A 22,045-nucleotide genomic window follows, 5' to 3' on the forward strand; every position below is an offset into this window, starting at 1 on the left:
GATTCGATATGATCCAGTTACAGGACCTCAGCCGCACCTATGCCTCGGACGAGATCGAGACGACCGCGCTCGGTGGTATCGATCTCGCTGTCGAGGCGGGTGAGTTCGTCGCGATCATGGGACCGTCGGGCTGCGGCAAATCGACGCTGCTCAACATCATCGGCACGATCGACCGGCCCACGGACGGACGATATCTGTTCGAAGGCGCGGACATCGCGCGCGCGCCGGAAGCCGAACTCGCCAAGCTGCGTCGCGATCGGCTAGGGTTCGTGTTCCAGAGCTTCAACCTGATCGACGAACTGACGATTGCCGAGAACGTCGCGCTCGGGCTCGCCTATCGGACGATGCCCGCGCGCGAGAAAAAGGACCGTGTGGCGGCGGCGATGGACCGCGTCGGCATCGCGCACCGCCAGCGGCATCACCCGCATCAATTGTCGGGCGGCCAGCAACAGCGCGCGGCGATCGCCCGCGCGATCGTCGGCGAACCACGGCTGATCCTTGCCGACGAGCCGACCGGCAACCTCGATACCGAGAACGGCGCGCAGGTGATGGACATCCTCGGCCAGCTGAACGCCGAGGGCGCGACGATCGTGATGGTCACGCACAGCCCGTCGCACGCCGATATCGCCAAGCGGACGGTGCATATGCTCGATGGCCGCATCCTGTCGTCGGCACGGCGCGCCGCCTGATGCGACGCTCGCTCAAGATGCTCGTGCTGATGCTGCTCTTAGTAGTCCTCGTCCGCCATCTCGCCGCGACCAAGTCCGGCCCCAAGCCCGTTAGCGACGCCTGAAGGAACCGCCATGTCCGCGCTTACCAGTCTTTATCGCTCGCTCGCGCACCACCGGTTGTTCGCGCTCCTCAACATCGGCGGGCTCGCGCTGGGGATCGCGACGTTCCTCGTGCTGTTCCTCTTCGTGCGGTTCGAGACCGGGTACGATCGGGTGCTGCCGCAGCAAGATCAATTATGGGTGATCGAGGAGCGCTATGTGATGCCGGGCTATCCGGCGGACACCAGCCCGAGCACGATGGGCAACGAGCTCAAACAGTTGCGCGCAGACTATCCGCAACTGATCGGCACGCGCTACATGAACACCGCGGCAACCGTGCAGCAGGGCGGGCAGGCGACGGCAGAGGATCTCGGAACGGTCGACCCGAACTTCTTCACACTGATGCGCTTTCCTGCGGTCGAGGGCGATCCGACAGCGACGCTCGCCGATCCGAACGGCCTGGTCGTCACGCAGCAGGCTGCGCGGAAATATTTCGGGAGCCAGTCGGCGATCGGCCGGACGCTGCAGCTGTCGATCGATGGGACGACCTATCCCTACCGGGTCGGCGCGGTGCTGCGCGACATGCCTGACAACGTCACCTTCAAGAGCGAGATGTTCGCACAACTCGTGCCGGCGCGTTTCGGTAACGAATGGTGGGATCACTGGGGCAGTGCATCGCTGACCACGCTGCTGCGCTTCCCCGATGCCGTCGCGGCGCGCGCGTTCGAGGCGCAGTTGCCTGCGTTCCTCGATCGTCGTGCCTATGCCGGCGGCAATCTCAAGAAAGGCGAGTATTTCCAGTCGCTACGGCCGCTGACCGCGATGCATCTGTATAGTCCGGGCGATCGCGCGATCGTCACGACGCTAGGTGCGGTCGGCTTGCTGACTTTGCTGATCGCGATCGTGAACTACGTCAACCTGGCCACTGCCCGTGCCGGCTTGCGCGCGCGCGAGGTCGCGATGCGCAAGGTGCTGGGGGGCACGCGGCGGTCGCTCGTGCGCCAGTTCCTGGGCGAGGCGCTGGCGACCGTAGCGGTGGCGGCACTGATCGGCCTCGCGCTTGCCGAGATCGCGCTGCCGTTCATCAACGCGCTTGGCGGAACGACGCTGGCGATCCGCTATGTCGGATGGGACGGCGTCATCCTGCCGTTGGTCCTGCTGATCCTGAGCATCGCGCTGGTCGCGGGGCTGTATCCCGCGTTCGTACTGTCGGGATTTCGCCCGGCCGCCGTGCTCGCCTCGACGCGAGCACCCGGTGGTGGCCGCAGCGGGACCCGGCTGCGGAGCGCGCTGGTGGTCGTGCAGTTCGCGATCGCGATCGCATTCGCCATCGCGACCGGGGTCATGCTCAAACAGACCGAGCATATTCGTGACGCCGATCTCGGGTTTCGCCGTGACGGCTTGATGATCGTCCGCTCGCTGATGACCGGCGGGATCGATTCACCACAGCGCGCGTCGATCCTGCGCAGCCTCGCGGCGGCCCCCGGCGTCACCGGCGTTACGGTCGCGAACAACGCCCCGGGTGACCAGAGCACGACCAATTTCTCGGGGTACAGCCGCGCCGGGGTGCCCGGCGGCAAGATATCGTTGATGGATGTCGGCACGGGCCGCGACTATTTCCGCGTGTACGGTGCGCGTCTCGTCGCGGGGCGCTTGTTCGATGCCGCGCATGCCGACGACCGCGGCCTATTGACGCTCGCCGAACGCAAGCGGGCTGGGCCCAACGTCGTGATCAACCGGACGGCGGTGACCGCATTGGGCTTTGCGTCGCCGACCGCGGCGCTGGGGCAGGCGATCAACGATGGCGAGCGGGACTCGACGATCATCGGCGTGGTCGACGATCTTCGCTTCCGGAGCCCACGCGATCCGGTCACGCCGGTCGCCTATACCTACAACACGGTCGACATCCTCTCGCCGTTCGCCGCGGTCCGCTATGCCGGCGCCGATGCGAAGACGATGATGACCGCACTGGAAACGGCGTGGAAGCGCGTCGTGCCGGGCGTTCCGTTCGAGGCGCGCTCGGTCGAGGACAATCTGTACCAACGCTATTACAAGGCGGATGCGCAACGCTCGCGGCTGTTCACGATCGGTGCGGTGCTGGCGATCCTGATCGGCTGTAGCGGTCTGTACGGCCTGGCGGCGTTCGACACCGCGCGCCGCGTGAAAGAGATCGGTATCCGCAAGACGCTCGGTGCTTCGACCGCCGAGGTGCTGCGGCTGTTGATCGGGCAGTTCCTGCGACCGGTTATCCTCGCCAACCTGATCGCGTGGCCGCTTGCCTATGTCGCGATGCAGCGCTGGCTCGGCGGGTTCGACGACCGGATCGCGCTGTCGCCGCAGTTCTTCGTCGGTGCATCTCTTGCCGCGGTGCTGATCGCGAGCACCACCGTCTTCGGGCAGGCGTGGCGCGTCGCACGGGCCGAACCCGCGCGCGCGCTGCGTCACGAATAGGGGCGGATCGATGTCCTCGGCCTTCCTGACGCTGTACCGTTCGCTCACCCGGCATCGGCTGTACGCCATCCTCAACATCGGCGGGCTCGCGCTCGGCATCGCGGTGTTCCTGGTGCTGATGCTGTTCGTCCGGTTCGAGACCAACTACGACCGCGTGCTGCCGGGATGGGAGCGGGTCTGGACGATCGAGCGCACGATCCAGTTTCCCGGCAACCCCGAGGTGCAGATTCCGTCCTCGCCGACACTCTCCGGTCAACTGGCGGCGGCGTTCCCCGATCTCGTCGCGGCGCGGATGACGTCTTACGACACAGCGACGGTGCTGACCGGGAACACGAGCACGACGCGCAAACTGGCCTTGGTCGACCACGATTACTTTCGAATCTTTCCGTTTCCCGTCATCGAGGGCAATACCGCGAGCACGCTCGCTCGCCCGGATGGGATTGTCGTCACCCAAAGCGTCGCGGAGGCGTATTTCGGCAGGACAAGTGCGCTCGGACGAACGCTGGCCGTCGCGATCGATGGGAAGGCGCGCGTCTACCGGGTTGGGGCAGTGATCGCCGACCTGCCGAAGAACCAGACGTACGCCAGTGTCCTGTTCGCGGCGATCCCGGCCGAACTCACCGACGACTCCCGATCTACCAGCAATGGTGTCGTGACGTTTCTGGCTCTCCCCGACGCTGCGGCGGATCGGATCGGTGCATTCATGCGGCGCCATCCCGATCCCGGTTTCAATCCCGAAGCGCGTCAATTCCTGAAGGAAGGCATCGTGCCGCTCTCCGGGCGCCACCTTGCCGGCCAAGGGGTCGGCACAGTTGTTGCCGTGCTGGGCGGAGTGGGGATCGTCGCGCTGTTGCTGGCGGTGGTCAATTACGTCAATCTCGCGACCGCGCGCGCCGGACTCCGGGCACGAGAGATCGCGATGCGTAAGGTCGTGGGTGCGACCCGGCGGATGCTGATCGGGCAATTGCTCGGCGAGGCACTTGCCGCCGTGACGCTGGCGGCGTTGATCGGGCTGGCGCTTGCCGAGATCGCGCTGCCGTTCGTCAACGCGATCGGCGGCACCGACCTTTCGATCGCCTATTGGGGGGCCGGGTCGATCCTGCCGCCGCTCGTGGCGATGACTGTGCTGGTGACGTTGCTCGCAGGATTCTACCCGGCCTTCGTGATATCGCGGTTTCAGGCTGCGGGCGTACTTGCCGCGGCCCGGACCCCCGGAGGGGATCGCGCGGGCGCACGACTGCGCAAGGCGCTGGTAGTCACCCAGTTCGGCATCGCCGTCGCGCTGATGATCGGAACGGCGGTGCTGTTCGCTCAGACCCGGCACGTTCAGCAGGCGGATATCGGCTTCGGGCGCGACGGCCTGATCATGATGAGCGGTTACGGCGATCCCGCGCTCGATCCGGGGCAACGTGCCCGGCTGGTCGATGCGATGCGCCAGACCCGCGGGGTTGCAGGCATCACGACGAGCGGTGTCGTGCCCGGCGGCGGTACATTCGCGATCGCCAAGATGAAACGCGCGGGCGCGACAGGCGAGCCGCCGATGATCGTCCAGGCTACGGTCGGGGAGCATTTCTTCGACACCTACCGAGCCCGGCTGCTGGCAGGTCGGGTCTTCGATCCGGATCGTTTCGCGCTGGACATCGGCAACGGCGACACCGGGCGCAAGGCCCTGGCGGGCAGGGTGGCGAACATCATGCTCAATCGTACTGCTGCTCGACGCTTGGGGTTCACACGAGCCGACGAAGCGATTGGTCAGATCGTTTCGCTCGACAGCGGCACGGTAAGGATCGTTGGTGTGATTGCCGACATGCGCTTCGGTTCGCCGCGCGACCCGGTCGAGGCCTTCGCCTACAGCTATCGGCCCGGCGGTGGTTACGGCGCCATCGTGGTGATCCGTACCTCGGTCGATCCCACCGTCGTTCTGGAACGTCTGGAAACGGCGTGGCGCCGCGTCGCGCCGGCGGTTCCGCCGGCCGCCACGACGGTCGATCAGAAACTGTACGAATCCTTTTATCGCCAGGACGTCCAGCGGTCGCGGCTGTTTTCGACGGGCGCAGTGCTGGCGGTCGCGATCGGGTGCCTTGGGCTCTATGGTCTGGCCGCGTTCGATACGATGCGGCGGGTCAAGGAGATCGGTATCCGCAAGGTGCTGGGGGCCTCGACCAGCGTCGTAATGCGGCTGCTGCTGGTCCAGTTCCTCAAGCCGGTCCTCCTTGCGAACGTGATCGCGTGGCCGATCGCATGGTTCGCGATGTCGCACTGGCTGAGTGGGTTCGACGACCGGATCCCCCTGTCGCCGGTCTATTTCGTCGCCGCCAGTGCGCTCGCGCTTGCTATCGCCGCAGCCACGGTTGCCAGCCAGGCGTGGCGCGTCGCACGGGCCGAACCCGCGCGCGCACTGCGCCAGTTCTAGCAAAATGAAGCGGGCGGGTTTGATGTCGGGAATGCAATGGCATGCCAAAGTAGCCAACCACCGTGACGCCAACGGTCTGATGGATGTGACGCGACTGGACGGGGAGCTGATGGGCCGGCTGAGCGCCCAGTTATGGGCCGTCTGAGAGAAGATCCCGGTGTCTCAACGTGCTGCGCGACGTTGGGCAAGACGTCTGTACCAGACCGTCCAAAGCGCGAGCGCACCCATCGAACCGTAGCCGACGAACGGGCTGACGAGCATGTAATCGTGAATGCTGAGCATGAAGACGAGCACGCAGGCAAGTGCGGACGAGGCAAGCAGGCCGATCCCCCAAACCAGCGTCATGATCGTCATCACGCGGCGAAAGCGGGGCGTGTCGCGCTTGGCCTCGAACGCAGCGACCTCGTCCGGCGACTTGCGAGCCAGACCCGCTCGGGCAAGCTGATAGATCAGAGGACGGCCAATCGCGGCCGAGCCAAGGAATACGAGGCCGATCAGTACCGACACGAGATTCTCACGCAATTGCAGGAAGCGGACGGATCCGCCTCCCAGCATGGCGAGCAGCGACAGCGCGATGCCTGCCAGTACGAGGATCGACAGCGCATCGACGCGACGCTGGCGGGCGAATTCGACGAGCGACCAGAGCAAGGGTGGCAGCGAAGACGCCATCAGCGCGACCACATCGCCCGACTGCGGCGCTACCCGCTCGTAGATCAGCAGCGGCAGCCCGAAATTGATGCCGGCTTCGATGGCAAGAAGGCCGATACGGCTGCCGGTCTGACGCTTCATTGCAGCGCGGTCCTTCATGGTCGTGACGATCGTGTTCATTGTGCGTCTCCCCCGTCGATCCAGTTGCCGTGAAAGCCCGGCGGAATGTGGTGCGGCAGGCGTATCGTGGCGACCGGAGCGCCCTGGAATGCGTGCGCATCGAGGATGACTAGGTCGGTGGTATCGCTGGGTTCGTCGATAACGAAGCCGATCAGCCACCCCTCGTCTTCATCCGCTTTCGCGCGCGCGGGTAAGAACACTAATCGCCGGTCAGCGGGTCGCGGTGGGGATGCGGGGTGAACGATCCGGCGAGCGATCCACCGAAATCGGTGTAGCGCTGCCCGTCCAGCGTCTCGGACAGTTCGACCGGGTAGCTACCACCCTCCACGACCGCAAAGACGCGCCCGCCCAGATCGACGATATTGGTGTTCACGGTGTCGCTGGGACCGTGTCGCGGCCCCGGTGCCGGCGCCGTTCCGCGAGCAACAGCGTTGCTGCGCGATCCGATCCAGCGGTTACGATACCAGATCGCTTTGCCGTCCCGGATCGCCAAGCCATGCACCATACCGTCATCGGTGAACCAGTGATACGATGCGGGATCGGCGGCTATCGGGTTCGGCCCGGTCCGCAGATAGCGACCACGCAGCGCATGAGGGATGGTGCCGCGTACCTCTAGTTCGGTCAGCGTCAGTTCTTCCTCCATCGGCCGGTGAATGCCCGACAGAAAGGGGCTAGCCGTTTGCTGCGCTTTCGCGGTCCCCTCATCAATTCGCGTCAGAACGCTAGCCATGCCCACCTCCAATGTTTACACCGTGATCATAGGCGACAAGGTAACGGTGTCAACATGGAAAAACGATACCATCATGGCGATTTGCACGCGGCGCTAATCGAGGTTGGGCTGCGGTTGCTGGCGGAACGGGACGTCGAAGGCGTGTCGCTGCGCGAGATGGCGCGCGAGGTGGGGGTCAGCGCGACCTCGGTTTACCGGCATTTTCCCGACAAGGCGGCACTGATGCGTGCGCTGGCCCGCGAGGGGCTGGACAGGCTCGCGATCGCTCAGCGAGATGCGGCGACCGGCAAGGACGGCGCTGCTGCGTTTGCGGCGACTGGCCGGGCGTATGTGCGGTTTGCGCTCGCCAACCCCGCAATCTTCCGACTGATATTCACGTCGTCAGCGCAGTTGCAAGCGACAGAAGAAATCGAGGCATTACGGATGCTGCGCGCCAATGCCGCAGCGGCATCGTCGACTGACGCCGGTTCGGATCAAGTGGAGACTGGCGCGCTACGATCCTGGTCGCTGGTTCATGGTCTCGCCATGCTCATGCTCGATGGGCAACTGCCCGCCGAAGACCACCTTATCGATACGCTTGTTCAAGGATGACACGAGCACCCGGCATTCCCGTATCGAGATGGCCGTCGGTGGGGGCAAGGCTTAAGGTCTAGGATCACAGATGTCAGACGCCTGGGCACGCAGGCATAGCTACATGATGCCGCCGGGAGGTTGGCTTGAATACCGAAAAACAGACGCTCGCCTTGTTTAGTTCGACGGCCAGCATCTCCTGCGTAGTTTGGGCGCCTGAGCCATCCTCTCATTCGGTAGGAACCAGTGGTCAAGCCCATGCGCTCCTGGCGTTACCACTGAAGGAATAGCGATGGATGAGTTTGCGCGCATGATGAGTATGGAGGGTGTGCGTCCTCTTGATACCCCGAAGGAAAAATCCCGCCGCGTTGTCAAACAGCCGTCTCAAGTTCCCAGCCAACCCTTGGTAGCACCGCCGGAATCGGGGGCAGTCGGCTATGCATGGGTCACGGGAAAACGTGCGCGCACGGCGCTCGAGACGGCGCTCGAGCGGCTTGCCAACGAGATTCGCAATGGGCGGCGTGGCTGGGCAACCGGCATTCTTCAGGATGGCAGGACGGTCATTCTGCCGGCTTCGTCGGGAGCAGCATCGCTGCTTGGCACTGCGGATCGTCAATCGCTTCGCCTGATGATTGTCGGCGGTGACGGCTGGACCTTCGTCATGCATCCGTTGATGGGAGTTGCCACGCTCGATGACGATCCTGTTCAGTCCGAATGAACGACCGTCCGGAGATGGAATGCAGGGGAAGCGGCCCGACCGTCGAGAACGGGTTTTTCGAGCTTAGATCAATTCCCCGGCTCGATCGTAAACCGCAGATTGCACTGAACTGCACAAGGGAACTCAGGCGTCCGGGGTTCGTGTTGGTCGGCGTCCTGCTGATCGGATCCCCGGTTTCATGATGCGCAGTGTGGCCGAACTGTTCGGCGCATTGTTCCTGCTGACATGCGAAAGCTGGCTTCCAACAGACTAAAGCGCCCCGCAATCGGGACGCCCGTCTGTGATCGACTTAGAAAAAGTCGAAGTTCAGGCCATTGTGACCTTGGTCCGCGTCGAGGTGTGTCCGCCTGACCGGTAGAGCATATCCGCCGCCGCTTCAGGGCTGACGCCAGCGGCGCTAGTGTCGACCGAGACGAACACGCCGCCCTCATTGATGCGGCCCTCATAATAGCTGGCATCGACGCGGCTGACACCGTGGTCGGTCATAACTTTCTCCAGACCTCCGACGGCACCGCCAAGCGCCGCGCCGGTGACTGCCGCGGCCGGGATGGCAGCGGAGGCGATCGCGCCAGCAGCAACCAGTGGACCGACGCCCGGAATGGCAAGCGCAGCGATGCCGAGCAGCGTGCCGATGCCCGCGCCAGCCGCGACCTTGCCGACGAACTCCTGCGTGTCGCCACTGCCGTCCGTCGTCGTGTTCTTGCCATCATGCTGGGCGACGATGGAAATCGCGCTGTCATTGACGCCGGCGGCGCGCAGCTCAGACACGGCGCGCTCTGCTTCGGAATGGCTATCGAAAACGGCGGATACAAGGTTCGTGCTCATCGTCAAATCCAGTCGAGGACAGGGGTTGCAGATGAACCTAGAAGCCGCACCGAAGGCCTATCGTTCCAAATATTGAAGGTTAGCGACCCGGTAACCCTGAATAGGCTGTCGTTTGCGGGCCGGCGTCATCAGTCGCTGATCGTCCAGCCGAGGTTGGGATCCCTGCCGTGCACGGGTTGGACTGCCTTCAATGCTCGCTCGAAACGCTCGTTGATCTGCACTTCGGGGGAGGGGGACTGTTGAACACCGGGTCGCGCATACCTGAACGCTGGAGGGGCCACCGCCCCGGTTGTCACGCGCGCAGGAACCGTGGGAACGGCGACCGGAACGAACCCAGGCCGAACTTCCGGAGGGCGCCCGCCGCGAATGCGTAGCCTGCCATCGACGATCGTGGTCACCTGGCTGCGCACGATGCCGCCCGGGAGCAGCGATGATACACCGCCGGTCCCATAGCCTGACGAGAACACTTCCCGGCCGAACTCATCTCGACCGGCCAGGATAGGCACTCCGGGCTGGGATCCGTCGGGGCCGCCGAGGATGCGCAGTATTTCGAGCACGTCCGCCGTGTAACAGGTCGTCCGCTTCTTGGAACGGCAACCGGTAGGCGGCACAGCTTCATGGCTCGGACGGGCGTAGACCGTTGCCATATCCTGGCCCGGCGACTTCGAGCCGTTGCCACCCAACAGAAATAGGTAACGGTAGCCGAGCTCATGGGCACGCTCTGCGGCCCGGTACAGGGCCATATCGATCGCATCCGTCCGACCGTGTATCGCAGCATCGATGCGCCATGATCCGTCCTTCTCGGTTCGATCTCTGTAGCCGGTTTGGACGCCGATACCGTGCCAGCGCTTCATCGGACCGTAATAGGGTGCATCATCGCCACTCGCCCAGGCAGGCTGGGCGATCGCCAACAGTACGAGGCAAGACAAGAAGCGCTTCATCGCAGATCCCTTCGACGGATCTCTGTGCGGTAACCGCCGAGGGTTAAGGTACGGTTGATTCGGCTATGCTTCGTCGATGGATATCGGCCTGCTCGCCGCCATCTGCACCGGCTTGCCGATCACTGCGCGGTCTGCCGGCCATCGTCGTGCAATGCACCGCTCCTTGGCGACCCGCGCGATCGTGACCTCATCCCCCTGATTGCCGCCTAGGACATGATATGCCTTCGCGTCTTCGCCAACGTAGAAGCCGACATGGCCGCCACCCGGTCGCTCGAACACCAGCACGGCGCCGGGGGCGAGGCGCTCAGGTCGGAGCGCTTGACCCCATGTCGACCACGACGTTGCACGTACGGCAATCGCAACCGGTTCGATTCCGTCCTCCTGCAGGCAGTACGCGACGAAAACGCCGCACCACGGCACGCTGTCGGCGTTGTAGATCATGCCCAGTACCTTCGTACCGATACGCTTCGCCCAACCAAGGATGGTCGCGCTGTTCGCCGATCCCGCCGCTTCTCTGGTACCTAGCGTAGCCCGCGCCGCTCTCAGCCACTTCGGCTCGTTCGCCACTCTGATCTCGCCTCAGTCCTGCACATGTGGAGTAACCGCGAGGCACGCCAGCCTACTGATAGCCGCCGTTTTCCTCGCGCTCTTTGGCAGCGTCCTCCTGTACCTTCTCCATCTCCTCCGCCTCGTCGGCCGGGGACGCGTCGTCGGTTTTCGGATCGTCGATCATGATCATCTCCTCGGCGCTCCAACGCGCAGCGCAGCTTTCGGGTGCAGCCGTTCGTTACCCTTCGTGCGTTCGTGATGCAGGACGCGACATTGGAGACGACCATGCGATTCGTTCAGATCGAGATCCTGCCCGCAGGCAGGGCGCTAGTAGACATCGACAAGCTGACCCACGCGGTGCCCGAGGGTACGGGATCGCGCCTGTTCCTCGGGGCGCAGCACATCGACGTGCCGCATTCGCTGTCCGAGTTGGAGAATGTGTTGGCCGGTCGCGAGCGGACCGACGATGGCGAAAACAGCAGGGCAGGGTTCGGCGTCCGGTAAGGACAGTACGGATCAGCTGGAATTCGCTGCAACCAGCGCCCGAATGCTGCCGCCGTACGGCGACAAACATGGTAACGGCGCCATCGAACATATCCCCGGACAGCGGTTAAACCCGATCCGTTACCGAAGTTAGGATTGTTGCCGAAACCAGCCGGCTTAATTGCTTCGAGAATGGTGACCCCTACGAGAATCGAACTCGTGCTTACGCCGTGAGAGGGCGTCGTCCTAACCGCTAGACGAAGGGGCCGTTAGCAGATGCGGGCGTCTACGGAATGGGGTGGCGGGCGTCAAGACGCTTGCCGCACATTCCTGGACGCCCGCGGTATTTTCTTCAGGCGGCGACCTTCTTGCGCTCTGCCATTTCCTCGTTGAGCATCTCCGCCAGGAGGAAGGCGAGCTCGAGGCTCTGGCTGGCGTTGAGGCGAGGGTCGCAGTGCGTGTGGTAGCGATCGGCTAGCGACTGTTCGGTCACGTCGACCGCGCCGCCGGTGCACTCGGTCACGTTCTGGCCGGTCATCTCGGTATGGATGCCGCCGGCATGCGTGCCTTCCGCGCGGTGGACTGCGAAGAAGCCGCGGACTTCGGCAAGGATGCGGTCGAACGGCCGCGTCTTGTAGCCGTTGGCGGCCTTGACGACGTTACCGTGCATCGGGTCGCAGCTCCAGACCACCGGATGGCCCTCGCGCGTGACGGCACGGACCAGGCGGGGCAGGTTCGCCTCGATCTTGTCATAGCCATAGCGCGTGATCAGCGTCATCCGGCCGGGGATGCGGCCGGGGTTGAGCGTGTCGAGCATGCGGAGTAGCGCGTCTGGTTCGAGGCTTGGTCCACATTTGATGCCGATAGGGTTGCCGATGCCGCGGAGGTATTCGACATGCGAAGACCCCTCGAAGCGCGTGCGATCGCCGATCCACAAGAAATGCGCGCTGGTGTCGTACCAGTCGCCGGTCAGTGAATCCTGCCGGGTCAACGCCTGCTCGTACTGGAGCAGCAGCGCCTCGTGACTGGTGTAGAAATGCGTCTGCGCGAGCTGCGGCACGGTCTCGGGATCGATCCCGCAGGCGGCCATGAACTCGAGCGCCTCGCCGATCCGGTCCGCGGTCTCGGCGTACTTCTTCGACCATGGGCTGCGGCCCATGAAGTCGTGCGTCCAGCGATGGACCTGATGCAGGTTCGCATAGCCGCCCTGCGCAAACGCACGCAGCAGGTTGAGCGTCGCCGCCGACTGCGAATAGGCGCGGATCATCCGCTGCGGGTCGGGCGCACGCGATTCCGCGGTGAAGGCGATATCGTTGACGTTGTCGCCGCGGTACGACGGCAGCTCGACGCCGCCGATCGTCTCGGTATCGGTCGAGCGTGGCTTGGCGAACTGACCCGCCATGCGACCGAGCTTCACGACCGGGAGCTTCGACGCGAAGGTGAGCACGACGGCCATTTGCAGGATGACGCGGAACGTGTCGCGGATGTTGTTCGCGCTATGCTCGGCGAAGCTCTCGGCGCAGTCGCCACCCTGGAGCAGGAACGCCTTGCCGGCGGCGACCTCGGCGAGCGACGCGGTCAGATTGCGCGCTTCGCCGGCGAAGACGAGCGGCGGAAATGTGGCCAGCTGGTCGGTCGCGGCGGTCAGCGCGGCGGCGTCGGGATAGGTGGGGAGCTGTCGTGCTTCGTGACGCGTCCAGCTGTCGGGGGCCCAGTTCGCGGCCATATCATGTCGTCCGATTGATGAATTGTAGGGCTGGCCATGCGGGAAAACGCCTTTTCGCGCAATGAAGTAAAGCTTTGGGGCGGGTATCGCAGCCGGTTTCAATAGCCCGCGTTGAGGTCGGCGACGTTCTTCATCGGCTTGCCGGCGAGGAACGCAGCGAGGTTTTCGAGGAACAGCGCGGCGCCGCGCGCGAACATCGTGGTCTGGCTGCGACCCGACAGATGCATCGTCACGATGGCGTTCGGCGCCGACCAGAGCGGGTGCTCGGGCGGCAGGGGTTCGGGGTTGGTCGGGTCGAGCACCGCGCCGGCGATGCCGCCGTCAGTCAGCGCCGCGATCAGTGCGTCGTCGTCGATCATGTCGCCGCGCGCGATGTTGATCAGCCAGGCGGACGACTTCATCGCCGCAAGTTCGTCGCTGCCGATCATCGCCTGCGTGGCGCCGGTCGAGGGGGCGGCAAGGACGACCCAGTCGAACTCGCCGAGCCGATGGCGCCATGCATCCGGACCGATCGTCCCATCGCGGCCCGTGCGGGTTACGCCGGTCACGTCCACGCCGAACGCGGTCAGGCGGTCGCCGATCATCTTGCCGATCGTACCATAGCCGATGACGAGCGCCTTAGTGCCGGCGAGTTCGGTCTTGCCGGGCGCGTCCTTCAGCCATTCGTGGCGGTCCTGGGCGCGCACGACCGCGTCGAAGCGCTTGGCGGCGACGAGCACGGCCATCACGGCGTATTCGGCGACCGCGACGGCGTTGATGCCGGCACCGTTGGTCAGGGTGACGCCGTTGTCGCGCAGCGTATCGAGCGGAAATGCGTCGAGCCCGGCGTAGATCGTCGAGACCCATTTCAGAGTTGGTCCGGCGTGGCGGATTGCGTCGGCGACGAGTTCTGTCGGCTGCATGTCGACCCAGGCGATGTCCGCGTCGACGATCATCGCGTTGGCGTCGGCGGGCTTGGCGAACCAGGCGACGTCGAGGTCCGCGGGGAGATGCGGTTCGAGGAGCGGACGCGCGGCGGCTGGGAGGACGACTTTCATTCGGGGACCATCGCCCGGTGGCGGAGCATGTCAAGTTGCGAGGGATGGGCACGGGTCGGTTCGCGTGCGACTTCTCCATCCCCCCCCGGCAGGGGTGGGGGGCGCCGAAGGAGACGGAGGGGAAGGATACGGGACAGAGGTTGCCCTATCCTCCCCCTCCGTCTGGCAAGGGCCAGCCACCTCCCCCTTGCGAGGGAGGATCGAATAGCGGCGAAGCTGGTCGGGCTTCTTAGAGCGCGATCTTCCAATCCCAGCCTAGCGAGTCGCCGTCCATCACCTCGACACCCGCGGCGGCGAGTTCGTCGCGAATCGCGTCCGAGCGTTCGAAGTCCTTCGCGGCGCGGGCGTTGCGGCGATCCGAAAGGTACGCGGCGATAGTCGCTTCGTTGACAGTTGCGGTTGTCGGCCGCATGCGCAGGTCTTCGCGGCTGATCGTGGCCAAGTTCAGCCCCAGCACCGCATCGAAATCGTCCAGCGCGGCGATCCGGTCGGCAGGCGCCACTCGCTTGTCCGCGAGCAACTCGTCGAGGATCGGCAGCGCGCGCGGTGTGGCGAGATCGTCCGACACCGCCTCTTCCAGTCGATCGGCATAGGCATGCGCGCTGCCCGACGGACCGCCGGGCTCGCGAGCACGCAACGTCTCGACCGCCTGCACCATCCGCTTCAGCCGGATCGCCGCCGCCGCGAGGTTCTCCCAGGAGAATTCAAGCTCGCTGCGATAGTGCGCCTGGAGGCACATCAGACGGTAGGCGAGGGGGTGGAAGCCGCGGTCGACGATCGTCTGCATCGTCGTGAACTGCCCAGACGATTTCGACATCTTGCCCGCGCGTTCGACCAGGAAGTTGTTGTGCATCCAGACGCTCGCACCGGTATCCGCGCACTCGCAATGCGCCTGGTTCTGCGCGATCTCGTTGGGATGGTGGATCTCGCGGTGGTCGATCCCGCCGGTGTGGATGTCGAAATGCGCGCCGAGATAATGCTTGCTCATCACCGAGCATTCGAGATGCCAGCCCGGCGCCCCACGCCCCCAGGGCGAGTCCCATTCCATCTGGCGGTTCTCGCCGGGCGCAGAGGTGCGCCAGATCGCGAAGTCCTGCGGATTGCGCTTGCCCGCGACGGGCTCGATCCGGCTTTCGATATCGTCGGTGCCGGCACGCGCGAGGCGGCCATAGTCCGGCACCGTCGCCACGTCGAAATACAGCCCACTGTCGAGCGCGTAGCAATGCTTCGGTGCAATCTGTTCGGCGAACGCGATCATCTCGGCGATATGATCCGTCGCGACTGCCCAGCGCGCCGGCGGTACTATGTTGAGGCGCGCGACGTCACGTTTGAACACGTCGGTATAATAGGCTGCGATCTCCCAGATCGACCGCTCTTGCGCGGCGGCGGCCTTTTCCATCTTGTCGTCACCGACATCGGCGTCGGACGTCAGGTGCCCGACATCGGTGATGTTGATGATGTGAGTCGTCGGCCACCCCTTCCACCGGAGCACGCGACCCAGCGTGTCGGCGAACAGGAAGGCGCGCATGTTGCCGATATGCTGATAGTTATAGACGGTCGGCCCGCAGGTGTAGACCCCGACATCGGTCGGATCGGTCGGCTGGAAGGTCTCGAGCTGGCGCGTGAGGCTATTATATAGTGTCAGGGGGATGCGGGTCATGCGGCTGCTCTTAGCGGCGCATTTGCCTCGCCGCAAAGGCGGCAAAGTCGTGTGCCGACCCAGGGGGCGCGCGGTTTGGCTTGAAACCCCGCCCCTCCCCTGATAGGGGCCCAAGTTCATGCGGCGCGGACCTATTCGCGACGGCAAAAATCTATTCGACCGGAGCTAAACGGGTTTATGCAGATCATCGTACGCGACAACAACGTCGACCAGGCCCTTCGCGCGCTTAAGAAGAAGCTGCAGCGCGAAGGCGTGTATCGCGAGATGAAGCTGCGCCGGCACTATGAGAAGCCGTCGGAGAAGCGCGCACGCGAGCGTGCAGCAGCGATCCGTCGTTCGCGCAAGCTCGACCGCAAGCGCGCAGAGCGCGACGGCGCACGGTAAGAATTTGGTCGGCCACGCCCGGCACGCGGGTAGGCCGATAGTTTCGGGGGGTGTCGTGATCGGCGCCCCCGTTTGCTTTCCAACGGCACGCACGGCGCTCCGGCGTGACCAGATGACCGGGGCCTGATCCGATGTCGACCGTCACCGCAGTACCGTTGCAGCCTACCAAACGCAGCTACCTCGTCTATCTTTGGGTCGGTATCGCGCTTGCGTTGATCGCCGCGGTCGCGCTCGCGCGGCAGGGTGACGATCCCCTGGCGCGCAATGCTCGCGCCAGGGGCGTGGTCGTGACAGCGTCGGGGCTGCAGTACAAAGTGATCACACCCGGCAAGCCCGGGGCGGCCAAGCCGACCGATGCCGATGTCGCGCTGGTGAACTACGAGGGTAAGCTGCTGAATGGCACGACCTTCGACAAGTCGCAGCAGCCGACGCCGATGCCCGTGACCGGCGTCGTTCCGGGCTTCTCGGAGGCATTGAAGCTGATGCCGAAGGGCTCGAAGTATCGCTTCTGGCTGAAGCCGGCGCTTGGCTATGGCGACAAGGCGACCGGGCCTATTCCTGCGAACTCGACGCTGGTGTTCGACGTCGAACTGCTCGATTTCCTGCCGCAGAGCGTGGTGCAGCAGATGCAGGCGCAGGCGCAGATGGGTCGTGGCGCTCCGGGCGGGATGCCGGGCAGTGCGCCGGGCCAGCCTCAGCCGTGATCTACGGCCGGCGGACTCGCCGGCCTGCCTGATCGTTTCGAAAGCGCGCCCGCGGTCATCCGTCGGGCGCGTTTTTCGTTGGATCGGATGTGGTGATCGGCAGGTCGGCGACCGGCTGCCTGAGAGCCCTCGGTGCGGTATCAAAACCGATCTCGGCTTACGTCTTCGACCGGGTAGCGGGCGTTGCGCGCTTTGCGTGTGGTCGATCGTCATATCGGTTCGGCCGGAAACGATCAGCGGAATGGACCGGTGTCATAGGGCCGGCTTCTACGCACGAGTCGTCGGCGCCCGCATCTCTGCAACGCGAACGATGTGGGATCGGCGAGAGAAATACTGCGTTGCCGCGGGCGGCGGTCGGCCCGTTCCGCATCTACGGCAGGCAAAAAAATAGCGGCCCGAAGACCGCTATTTCTCGGACTAAAGTCGTAAGACTTAGTTGCTGTCCGAATCGTCGTCGTTGTCTGCAACGATAACGATACCGGCAACAACTGCAGCCGCTGCGAGAACCGCAACGATGATGCCGCCGCCAGCGAGTTCGTTCTTGTCGGCCGAAACCGAACCTGCACGAACCGTAGCCGACGAAGTGGCCGGTGCTGCCATGGCCGGAGCAACTGCCATCGTGGCTGCTGCTGCGGTCAGGATATATTTCCCAAGACGCATGATGAACTCCCTTTGTGCTCGTCAGCCCGGCATTGGCACGAAACCGCCGCCGAGGCAACCGAGGTCTGGATAACGCCGCGAAGGGTTTCGCACCGTTGCGGCAGTGCAACACACTACCGCAGAAACCTTATACCGATCCCAAACCACGGTAAAAGCGACAGTTTGCTTGGCCTAGGTTATTTCTCGCCGACCAGCGGACCGTCGGTCGCGGGATCGGCTGCAGTTTGCAACGACCATGTCTCGGCGCCCTCGATGCCCAATGCCGTCAGTCGACCCGACGCATAGGCGCCCGTATCGATGCCGATCCGGTGGCTGCGTCGCTCGATTGCGTCGCTTACCGTATGGCCGTGGACGATAGTCTTTTCGAGCGTCGAGCGATGATCGAGGAACGGATCGCGGATCCAGCGCAGGTCGGACGTCCGCTGCAGGTTGAGCGGCGTATCGGGGCGGACCCCGGCATGCACGAATGCATAATCGCCGATCACGATCATATCTTCGAAGCGGCGCAGGAATTCGCGGTGCTCGTCGGGCACGAGTACGTCGATGCGGTGGACGAGCTCTTCATAGTCGAGCCGCTCGTATTCCTTTGCGTCCATGCCATAGCTCAGGATGGTTTCGCGGCCGCCGATCCGGCAGAACAGGCGAAGCGCCTTGGGTTCGCCGTCGAGCGCACCGAGGAAGATTTCCTCATGGTTGCCGAGCAGGAAGCGGACGTCGGCGCGCGTGGCGGCAAGATGGCGCAGGCGGTCGATCACGGCGGCAGAGGCTGGGCCGCGGTCGACGATGTCACCGAGGAACACGAGAGTAGTCTCTGCAGGGCCGCGCGCGCGCTCGTCCGCCTCGATCAGGCCGATCAGTTCGTCCAGCAGGTCCGCACAGCCGTGAATATCGCCCACCGCATAGACACGGCGGCCGTCGGGGATGCTGGGCTGGTTCGTTTTGGCGCTGCTACGGGACTTGAAAAGCTTTGAAATCATGCTGCTATCGATGGCGAGGGGAAGATGTACGAGACGTGATCGAACGCGCGGTCGCATAGGATGTTCGGCGGTAGGTCGCAACGTGTCCCTGGGGTTCCCGCGCCGACGGGGACGCCGGTGGGGACGGGGACGAAGGACCGTATACGATCGGTGCCTATGCGGCATGACGCGGCGGTGCGCGATGGCTAAGGGAGGTCCATGTCGATGATCACCCGCCTGCTGCCGCTCCTGCTGCTCACTGCCGCGTCCCCCGCCAAGGAAGAGGCGCCCGATGCCGCATTCTTCGAGACGCTGCGTGCCGCCGATCTCCGCCTTGCAACGATCGCCTACCGACTGACGACCGCCAACGCCGCGTTGTGCGATCGGCAGCAACCACAGGTCGGCATGCCGATCCATGCGCTCACGCAATATGGTCCTTCTGCACGCCAGTCCGCCGCAAAGGCGTTCGGGTTCGAATTGACGATCGGGGTCGAGGCGGTCGTGGCGGGCGCACCGGCGGATCGGGCGGGAATACGTGCGAACGACTCGATCGTCGCGATCAACGATACCGAGCAACCCGGGCTGCCGAGCACAGACGCGGCCGAGGGCGCGGGCGCGCGCGATGCGGCGGAGGCGGTGATCGCGGCGGCACCGATCGGCAAGCCGTTGCGGCTTACTGTCCTGCGGGCGGGACGGCGTCTGCCCATCGCGGTGCAACCGGTCACCGGCTGTCGCTCGCGATTCGAGATCCTGCTCGGCAGCGGGCTTGGCGCGACGGCGGACGGCGCGATCGTTCAGATCGGCGAGCGGTTCTTCGAGAGCTATACCGACGAGGAGATCGCGGTCGTCGTCGCGCACGAGCTTGCGCACAACATCCTGCGCCACCGCGACAGGCTCGACGCCGCGAAGATCAATCGGGGGCTACTGGCGGAACTCGGCCGCAACGGCCGGTTGATCCGCGAGACCGAGGACCAGGCGGACCTGCTGGGGATCTACCTGCTCGCCAATGCCGGGTACGATCCTATGTCGGCGCCCAAATTCTGGCGGCAGAAGGGCGGCACGATCGACGGCGGACTGTTCCGCAGTCGCACGCATGCCTCGTCCAAGGCCCGCGCCGAGGTGCTCGAAGTCGCCGCGCGCGCGATCGCTGCGACTTCGACGCGGCCGATCATCCCGCCAGTCGTTGCGACTCGAGACGTGCCGCTGCGGTGACCGGCAGCCCCGACGCGCGCGGCTGATCCGGCCAGATCCCGCGCGTATCGATCACCGCCTTGTCCGCGCGCTCTTCGAGCGGGATCGATTTGAACACGTCGTGGTCGACTAGCACGATCATGATCGAACAGGTCTCGATCGCGGTATCGACGTCGATCAGCGTGGCGCCGGTATCCGCGAGCACGGCGGGCAGCGTCTGCGCATAGGGCTCGACGATCCGCACGCGATCGCCGAACTGGCGCGCCACCGCTTCGGCAACCTTGAGCGCAGGGCTCTCGCGGAAGTCGTCGATGTTCGCCTTGAACGCGAGGCCGAGGCACGCGACCGTTGCGCCTGGTGTCGCCTCGACGAGCGCGGCGACCTGCGCGATGACGTGGTCGGTCTTGCCGTCGTTGACCTCGCGCGCGGTGCGGATCAGCGGCGTCTGGTCGGGCGCGGCGTGGACCAGGAACCACGGGTCGACCGCAATGCAATGCCCGCCGACGCCGGGACCAGGTTGAAGGATGTTCACGCGCGGATGGCGGTTCGCGAGGCGGATCACCTCCCAGACATCGACGCCCATCGTGTCGGCGATCAGCGACAATTCGTTGGCGAATGCTATGTTGACGTCGCGAAACGCGTTCTCGGTGAGCTTCGTCATTTCCGCGGCGCGCGCGGTGGTAGTGACGCAGGCGCCTCGCACGAACCGGCGGTAGAAGGTCAGTGCCTTGCGCGCGCACCGCGGCGTGATCCCGCCGATGACGCGGTCATTGTCGATCAGTTCGACCAGGATGCGTCCGGGCAGCACGCGCTCCGGGCAATAGGCGATCGCGATGTCCGCCTGGTCGCCGGTCTTGCCCGGTACGCGCAGATCGGGGCGCAGGGTCGCCAGCAGATCGCGGACCTTCTCGGTGGTGCCGACCGGCGAGGTCGATTCGAGGATGATCGTATCGCCCGTCTTCAGCACGCTCGCGATCGTCGTCGCAGCGTCGAGGACGTAACCGATGTTAGGCGCGTGATCGGCATCGAACGGTGTCGGCACGGCGATGACGAAGACGTCCGCGGGCTCGATCGCGGTCGAGGCGCGCAATGTGCCCCGCGTGACGACGCCGGAGACGAGGCCGTCGAGGTCTACCTCCTCGATATGGACGCGGCCCGAATTGACGGTCTCGACGACCGATTCGGTCACGTCGACGCCGAGCACCTGTGCGCCGGTCCGCGCGATAATCGCCGCCGTGGGAAGGCCGATATAGCCGAGCCCGAGCACGACGACGTTAAGGTTGGTATCAGACAGCATGCCCGGCGCCCTTTGCGAGTGTTTCTGCGATGGTCTCGGCGATCCTGGCCGCGGCATGGCCGTCCCCGAACGGGTTATGGGCGAACGCCATCGCGGCATATACCGCGGGGTCGTCGAGCAGCGTGAAGATTTCGGACACGATCCGGTCTTCGTCGGTGCCGATCAGCTTGGCGGTGCCGGCGGCGACGCCCTCCGGGCGCTCGGTCGTCTCGCGCATCACGAGCACGGGCTTGCCGAGGGCCGGAGCCTCTTCCTGCACGCCACCCGAATCAGTCAGGACGATCTCCGCCATGCTGAGCGCGCGGACAAAATGCGGGTAATCGAGCGGCTCGATCCGCGCGACGTTGGCGCGGTCGCCGAGGATCGCGTCCATCACCGAGACGACGTTGGGATTGGGGTGGACGGGGAACAGCACCGCGACGTCGTCACGCTCGGCGATCCGGCCGATCGCGCGCGCGATCGCCGCCATGCCGTCGCCGAAATTCTCGCGGCGATGCGTGGTGACCAGGACGATCCGCTTGCCCGCGAACCGTACCGCGATGGCATCGAGACCTGCCGCGAGTGCAGGATCCGCCGCGACGCGGTCCGCGGTCCAGTGCAGCGCGTCGATCACTGTGTTGCCGGTGACGTGGATCGTGTCGGCGGGGATCGTCTCGCGCCGCAACGCCTCCGCCGCCGTCTCGGTCGGGGCGAAGTGCAGCGCGGCGATCGGTGCGACGATGCGGCGGTTCACCTCCTCGGGCCAAGGCTGGTAGATGTCGCCCGACCGCAGCCCTGCTTCGACATGTGCGACCGGTATTTTGCGGTAATAGGCGGCGAGCGCACCTGTCATCGCGGTTGCGGTATCGCCCTGGACGATGACGAGATCGGGCCGCTCGGCATCCATCACGTCGCCGAGCCCGGTAAGTAGGCGTGCGGTCAGGCGATCGAGCGTCTGGCCCGGCTCCATCAGGTCGAGATCGATGTGGGGGGACAGATCAGCGATAGCGAGGACCTGGTCGAGCAACCCGCGATGTTGCGCCGTGACGCAAGTTCGCACCGTGAGGCCAGGGGTTGCCACCAGCGCGCGGATCACCGGAAAGAGTTTGATCGCTTCGGGGCGCGTTCCGAAAATGACGAGGATCTTGGACATGGAACCTCCCTAGCTGACGA

The 22,045-nt window shown here is 64.9% G+C and carries 22 protein-coding genes and 1 tRNA gene; 9 read left to right on the forward strand and 14 right to left on the reverse strand.

Annotation, left to right across the window (positions count from 1 at the left end):
• Window positions 1–8: 8 nt before the first annotated feature.
• The 3 genes from O6W96_RS17205 (at window position 9) to O6W96_RS17215 (ending at window position 5,634) form a co-directional block, all read left to right on the forward strand.
• Entirely contained in the window at window positions 9–689 is a 681-nt protein-coding gene (locus tag O6W96_RS17205; protein ID WP_031395714.1) for an ABC transporter ATP-binding protein, read from the forward strand.
• A gap of 114 nt (window positions 690–803) precedes the next feature.
• Window positions 804–3,221: an ABC transporter permease gene (locus O6W96_RS17210; protein WP_353470687.1), complete on the forward strand. Its 2,418-nt coding sequence runs from the start codon at window positions 804–806 to the stop codon at window positions 3,219–3,221.
• A gap of 10 nt (window positions 3,222–3,231) precedes the next feature.
• Entirely contained in the window at window positions 3,232–5,634 is a 2,403-nt protein-coding gene (locus O6W96_RS17215) for an ABC transporter permease (RefSeq protein WP_353470688.1), read from the forward strand.
• 162 nt (window positions 5,635–5,796) lie between these two features.
• Here the strand turns inward: O6W96_RS17215 and O6W96_RS17220 are convergent, their stop codons facing one another.
• The 3 genes from O6W96_RS17220 to O6W96_RS17230 are packed head-to-tail and all read right to left on the reverse strand — an operon-like array spanning window position 5,797 to window position 7,192.
• Window positions 5,797–6,462, reverse strand: coding sequence for a VC0807 family protein (locus tag O6W96_RS17220; protein WP_353470689.1), 666 nt, complete (start codon window positions 6,460–6,462; stop codon window positions 5,797–5,799).
• Complete coding sequence (locus O6W96_RS17225; protein WP_353470690.1) at window positions 6,459–6,662, reverse strand: carotenoid oxygenase family protein; 204 nt, start codon at window positions 6,660–6,662, stop codon at window positions 6,459–6,461. The genes O6W96_RS17220 and O6W96_RS17225 overlap by 4 nt, the downstream gene beginning before the upstream one ends.
• Window positions 6,662–7,192, reverse strand: a complete 531-nt coding sequence (locus O6W96_RS17230; protein ID WP_353470691.1) for a carotenoid oxygenase family protein — start codon at window positions 7,190–7,192, stop codon at window positions 6,662–6,664. The genes O6W96_RS17225 and O6W96_RS17230 overlap by 1 nt, the downstream gene beginning before the upstream one ends.
• 54 nt (window positions 7,193–7,246) lie before the next feature.
• Here O6W96_RS17230 and O6W96_RS17235 point away from each other — a divergent pair, with 54 nt between their 5' ends.
• Together O6W96_RS17235 and O6W96_RS17240 are read left to right on the forward strand one after the other, a co-directional pair.
• On the forward strand, window positions 7,247–7,783 hold the full coding sequence (locus O6W96_RS17235) for a TetR/AcrR family transcriptional regulator (RefSeq protein ID WP_353470692.1): 537 nt from the start codon (window positions 7,247–7,249) through the stop codon (window positions 7,781–7,783).
• Between the two features lie 271 nt (window positions 7,784–8,054).
• Window positions 8,055–8,480 (forward strand): hypothetical protein, encoded by a 426-nt coding sequence (locus tag O6W96_RS17240; protein WP_353470693.1) that lies wholly within the window; start codon window positions 8,055–8,057, stop codon window positions 8,478–8,480.
• A 306-nt stretch (window positions 8,481–8,786) separates the two neighbouring features.
• Here O6W96_RS17240 and O6W96_RS17245 read toward each other — a convergent pair whose 3' ends face one another.
• The 3 genes from O6W96_RS17245 to O6W96_RS17255 form a co-directional block, all read right to left on the reverse strand.
• Window positions 8,787–9,305, reverse strand: a complete 519-nt coding sequence (locus tag O6W96_RS17245) for a hypothetical protein (protein ID WP_353470694.1) — start codon at window positions 9,303–9,305, stop codon at window positions 8,787–8,789.
• A 128-nt stretch (window positions 9,306–9,433) separates the two neighbouring features.
• Entirely contained in the window at window positions 9,434–10,246 is an 813-nt protein-coding gene (locus O6W96_RS17250) for a hypothetical protein (protein WP_353470695.1), read from the reverse strand.
• 63 nt (window positions 10,247–10,309) lie between these two features.
• Window positions 10,310–10,813 (reverse strand): TIGR02594 family protein, encoded by a 504-nt coding sequence (locus O6W96_RS17255; protein WP_353470696.1) that lies wholly within the window; start codon window positions 10,811–10,813, stop codon window positions 10,310–10,312.
• 267 nt (window positions 10,814–11,080) lie between these two features.
• Here O6W96_RS17255 and O6W96_RS17260 point away from each other — a divergent pair, with 267 nt between their 5' ends.
• Complete coding sequence (locus tag O6W96_RS17260; protein ID WP_353470697.1) at window positions 11,081–11,299, forward strand: hypothetical protein; 219 nt, start codon at window positions 11,081–11,083, stop codon at window positions 11,297–11,299.
• Between the two features lie 172 nt (window positions 11,300–11,471).
• Here O6W96_RS17260 and O6W96_RS17265 read toward each other — a convergent pair.
• The 4 genes from O6W96_RS17265 to cysS all read right to left on the reverse strand — a co-directional run bounded on the left by O6W96_RS17265 (window position 11,472) and on the right by cysS (window position 15,701).
• Window positions 11,472–11,546 (reverse strand) — tRNA-Glu (locus tag O6W96_RS17265).
• Window positions 11,547–11,630: 84 nt separating this feature from the next.
• Complete coding sequence (locus tag O6W96_RS17270; protein WP_353470698.1) at window positions 11,631–13,004, reverse strand: class II 3-deoxy-7-phosphoheptulonate synthase; 1,374 nt, start codon at window positions 13,002–13,004, stop codon at window positions 11,631–11,633.
• 98 nt (window positions 13,005–13,102) lie between these two features.
• Entirely contained in the window at window positions 13,103–14,041 is a 939-nt protein-coding gene (locus O6W96_RS17275) for a D-2-hydroxyacid dehydrogenase (RefSeq protein ID WP_353470699.1), read from the reverse strand.
• A gap of 229 nt (window positions 14,042–14,270) precedes the next feature.
• Window positions 14,271–15,701: a cysteine--tRNA ligase gene (cysS, locus tag O6W96_RS17280; RefSeq protein ID WP_353470700.1), complete on the reverse strand. Its 1,431-nt coding sequence runs from the start codon at window positions 15,699–15,701 to the stop codon at window positions 14,271–14,273.
• 177 nt (window positions 15,702–15,878) lie between these two features.
• Here cysS and rpsU point away from each other — a divergent pair, with 177 nt between their 5' ends.
• Together rpsU and O6W96_RS17290 are read left to right on the forward strand one after the other, a co-directional pair.
• Complete coding sequence (rpsU, locus tag O6W96_RS17285) at window positions 15,879–16,085, forward strand: 30S ribosomal protein S21 (RefSeq protein ID WP_055878578.1); 207 nt, start codon at window positions 15,879–15,881, stop codon at window positions 16,083–16,085.
• A gap of 131 nt (window positions 16,086–16,216) precedes the next feature.
• Window positions 16,217–16,789 (forward strand): FKBP-type peptidyl-prolyl cis-trans isomerase, encoded by a 573-nt coding sequence (locus O6W96_RS17290; RefSeq protein WP_353470701.1) that lies wholly within the window; start codon window positions 16,217–16,219, stop codon window positions 16,787–16,789.
• Window positions 16,790–17,221: 432 nt separating this feature from the next.
• Here O6W96_RS17290 and O6W96_RS17295 read toward each other — a convergent pair whose 3' ends face one another.
• Both O6W96_RS17295 and O6W96_RS17300 read right to left on the reverse strand, forming a co-directional pair.
• Window positions 17,222–17,449, reverse strand: coding sequence for a hypothetical protein (locus tag O6W96_RS17295; RefSeq protein WP_353470702.1), 228 nt, complete (start codon window positions 17,447–17,449; stop codon window positions 17,222–17,224).
• Window positions 17,450–17,625: 176 nt separating this feature from the next.
• Window positions 17,626–18,426, reverse strand: a complete 801-nt coding sequence (locus O6W96_RS17300; RefSeq protein ID WP_353470703.1) for a metallophosphoesterase family protein — start codon at window positions 18,424–18,426, stop codon at window positions 17,626–17,628.
• Window positions 18,427–18,624: 198 nt separating this feature from the next.
• Between O6W96_RS17300 and O6W96_RS17305 the strand changes: the two genes are divergently transcribed.
• Entirely contained in the window at window positions 18,625–19,617 is a 993-nt protein-coding gene (locus O6W96_RS17305) for a M48 family metallopeptidase (protein ID WP_353470704.1), read from the forward strand.
• On the opposite strand, the gene wecC is transcribed toward O6W96_RS17305, so the two are convergent.
• Complete coding sequence (gene wecC, locus O6W96_RS17310; protein ID WP_353470705.1) at window positions 19,574–20,893, reverse strand: UDP-N-acetyl-D-mannosamine dehydrogenase; 1,320 nt, start codon at window positions 20,891–20,893, stop codon at window positions 19,574–19,576. The genes O6W96_RS17305 and wecC overlap by 44 nt on opposite strands.
• Window positions 20,883–22,025, reverse strand: a complete 1,143-nt coding sequence (gene wecB / locus O6W96_RS17315; protein WP_353470706.1) for a non-hydrolyzing UDP-N-acetylglucosamine 2-epimerase — start codon at window positions 22,023–22,025, stop codon at window positions 20,883–20,885. Before wecB ends, wecC begins: the two co-directional genes overlap by 11 nt.
• Between the last annotated feature and the right edge of the window lie 20 nt (window positions 22,026–22,045).

The organism is Sphingomonas faeni, from assembly GCF_040407495.1.
GTDB lineage: Bacteria > Pseudomonadota > Alphaproteobacteria > Sphingomonadales > Sphingomonadaceae > Sphingomonas > Sphingomonas faeni_D.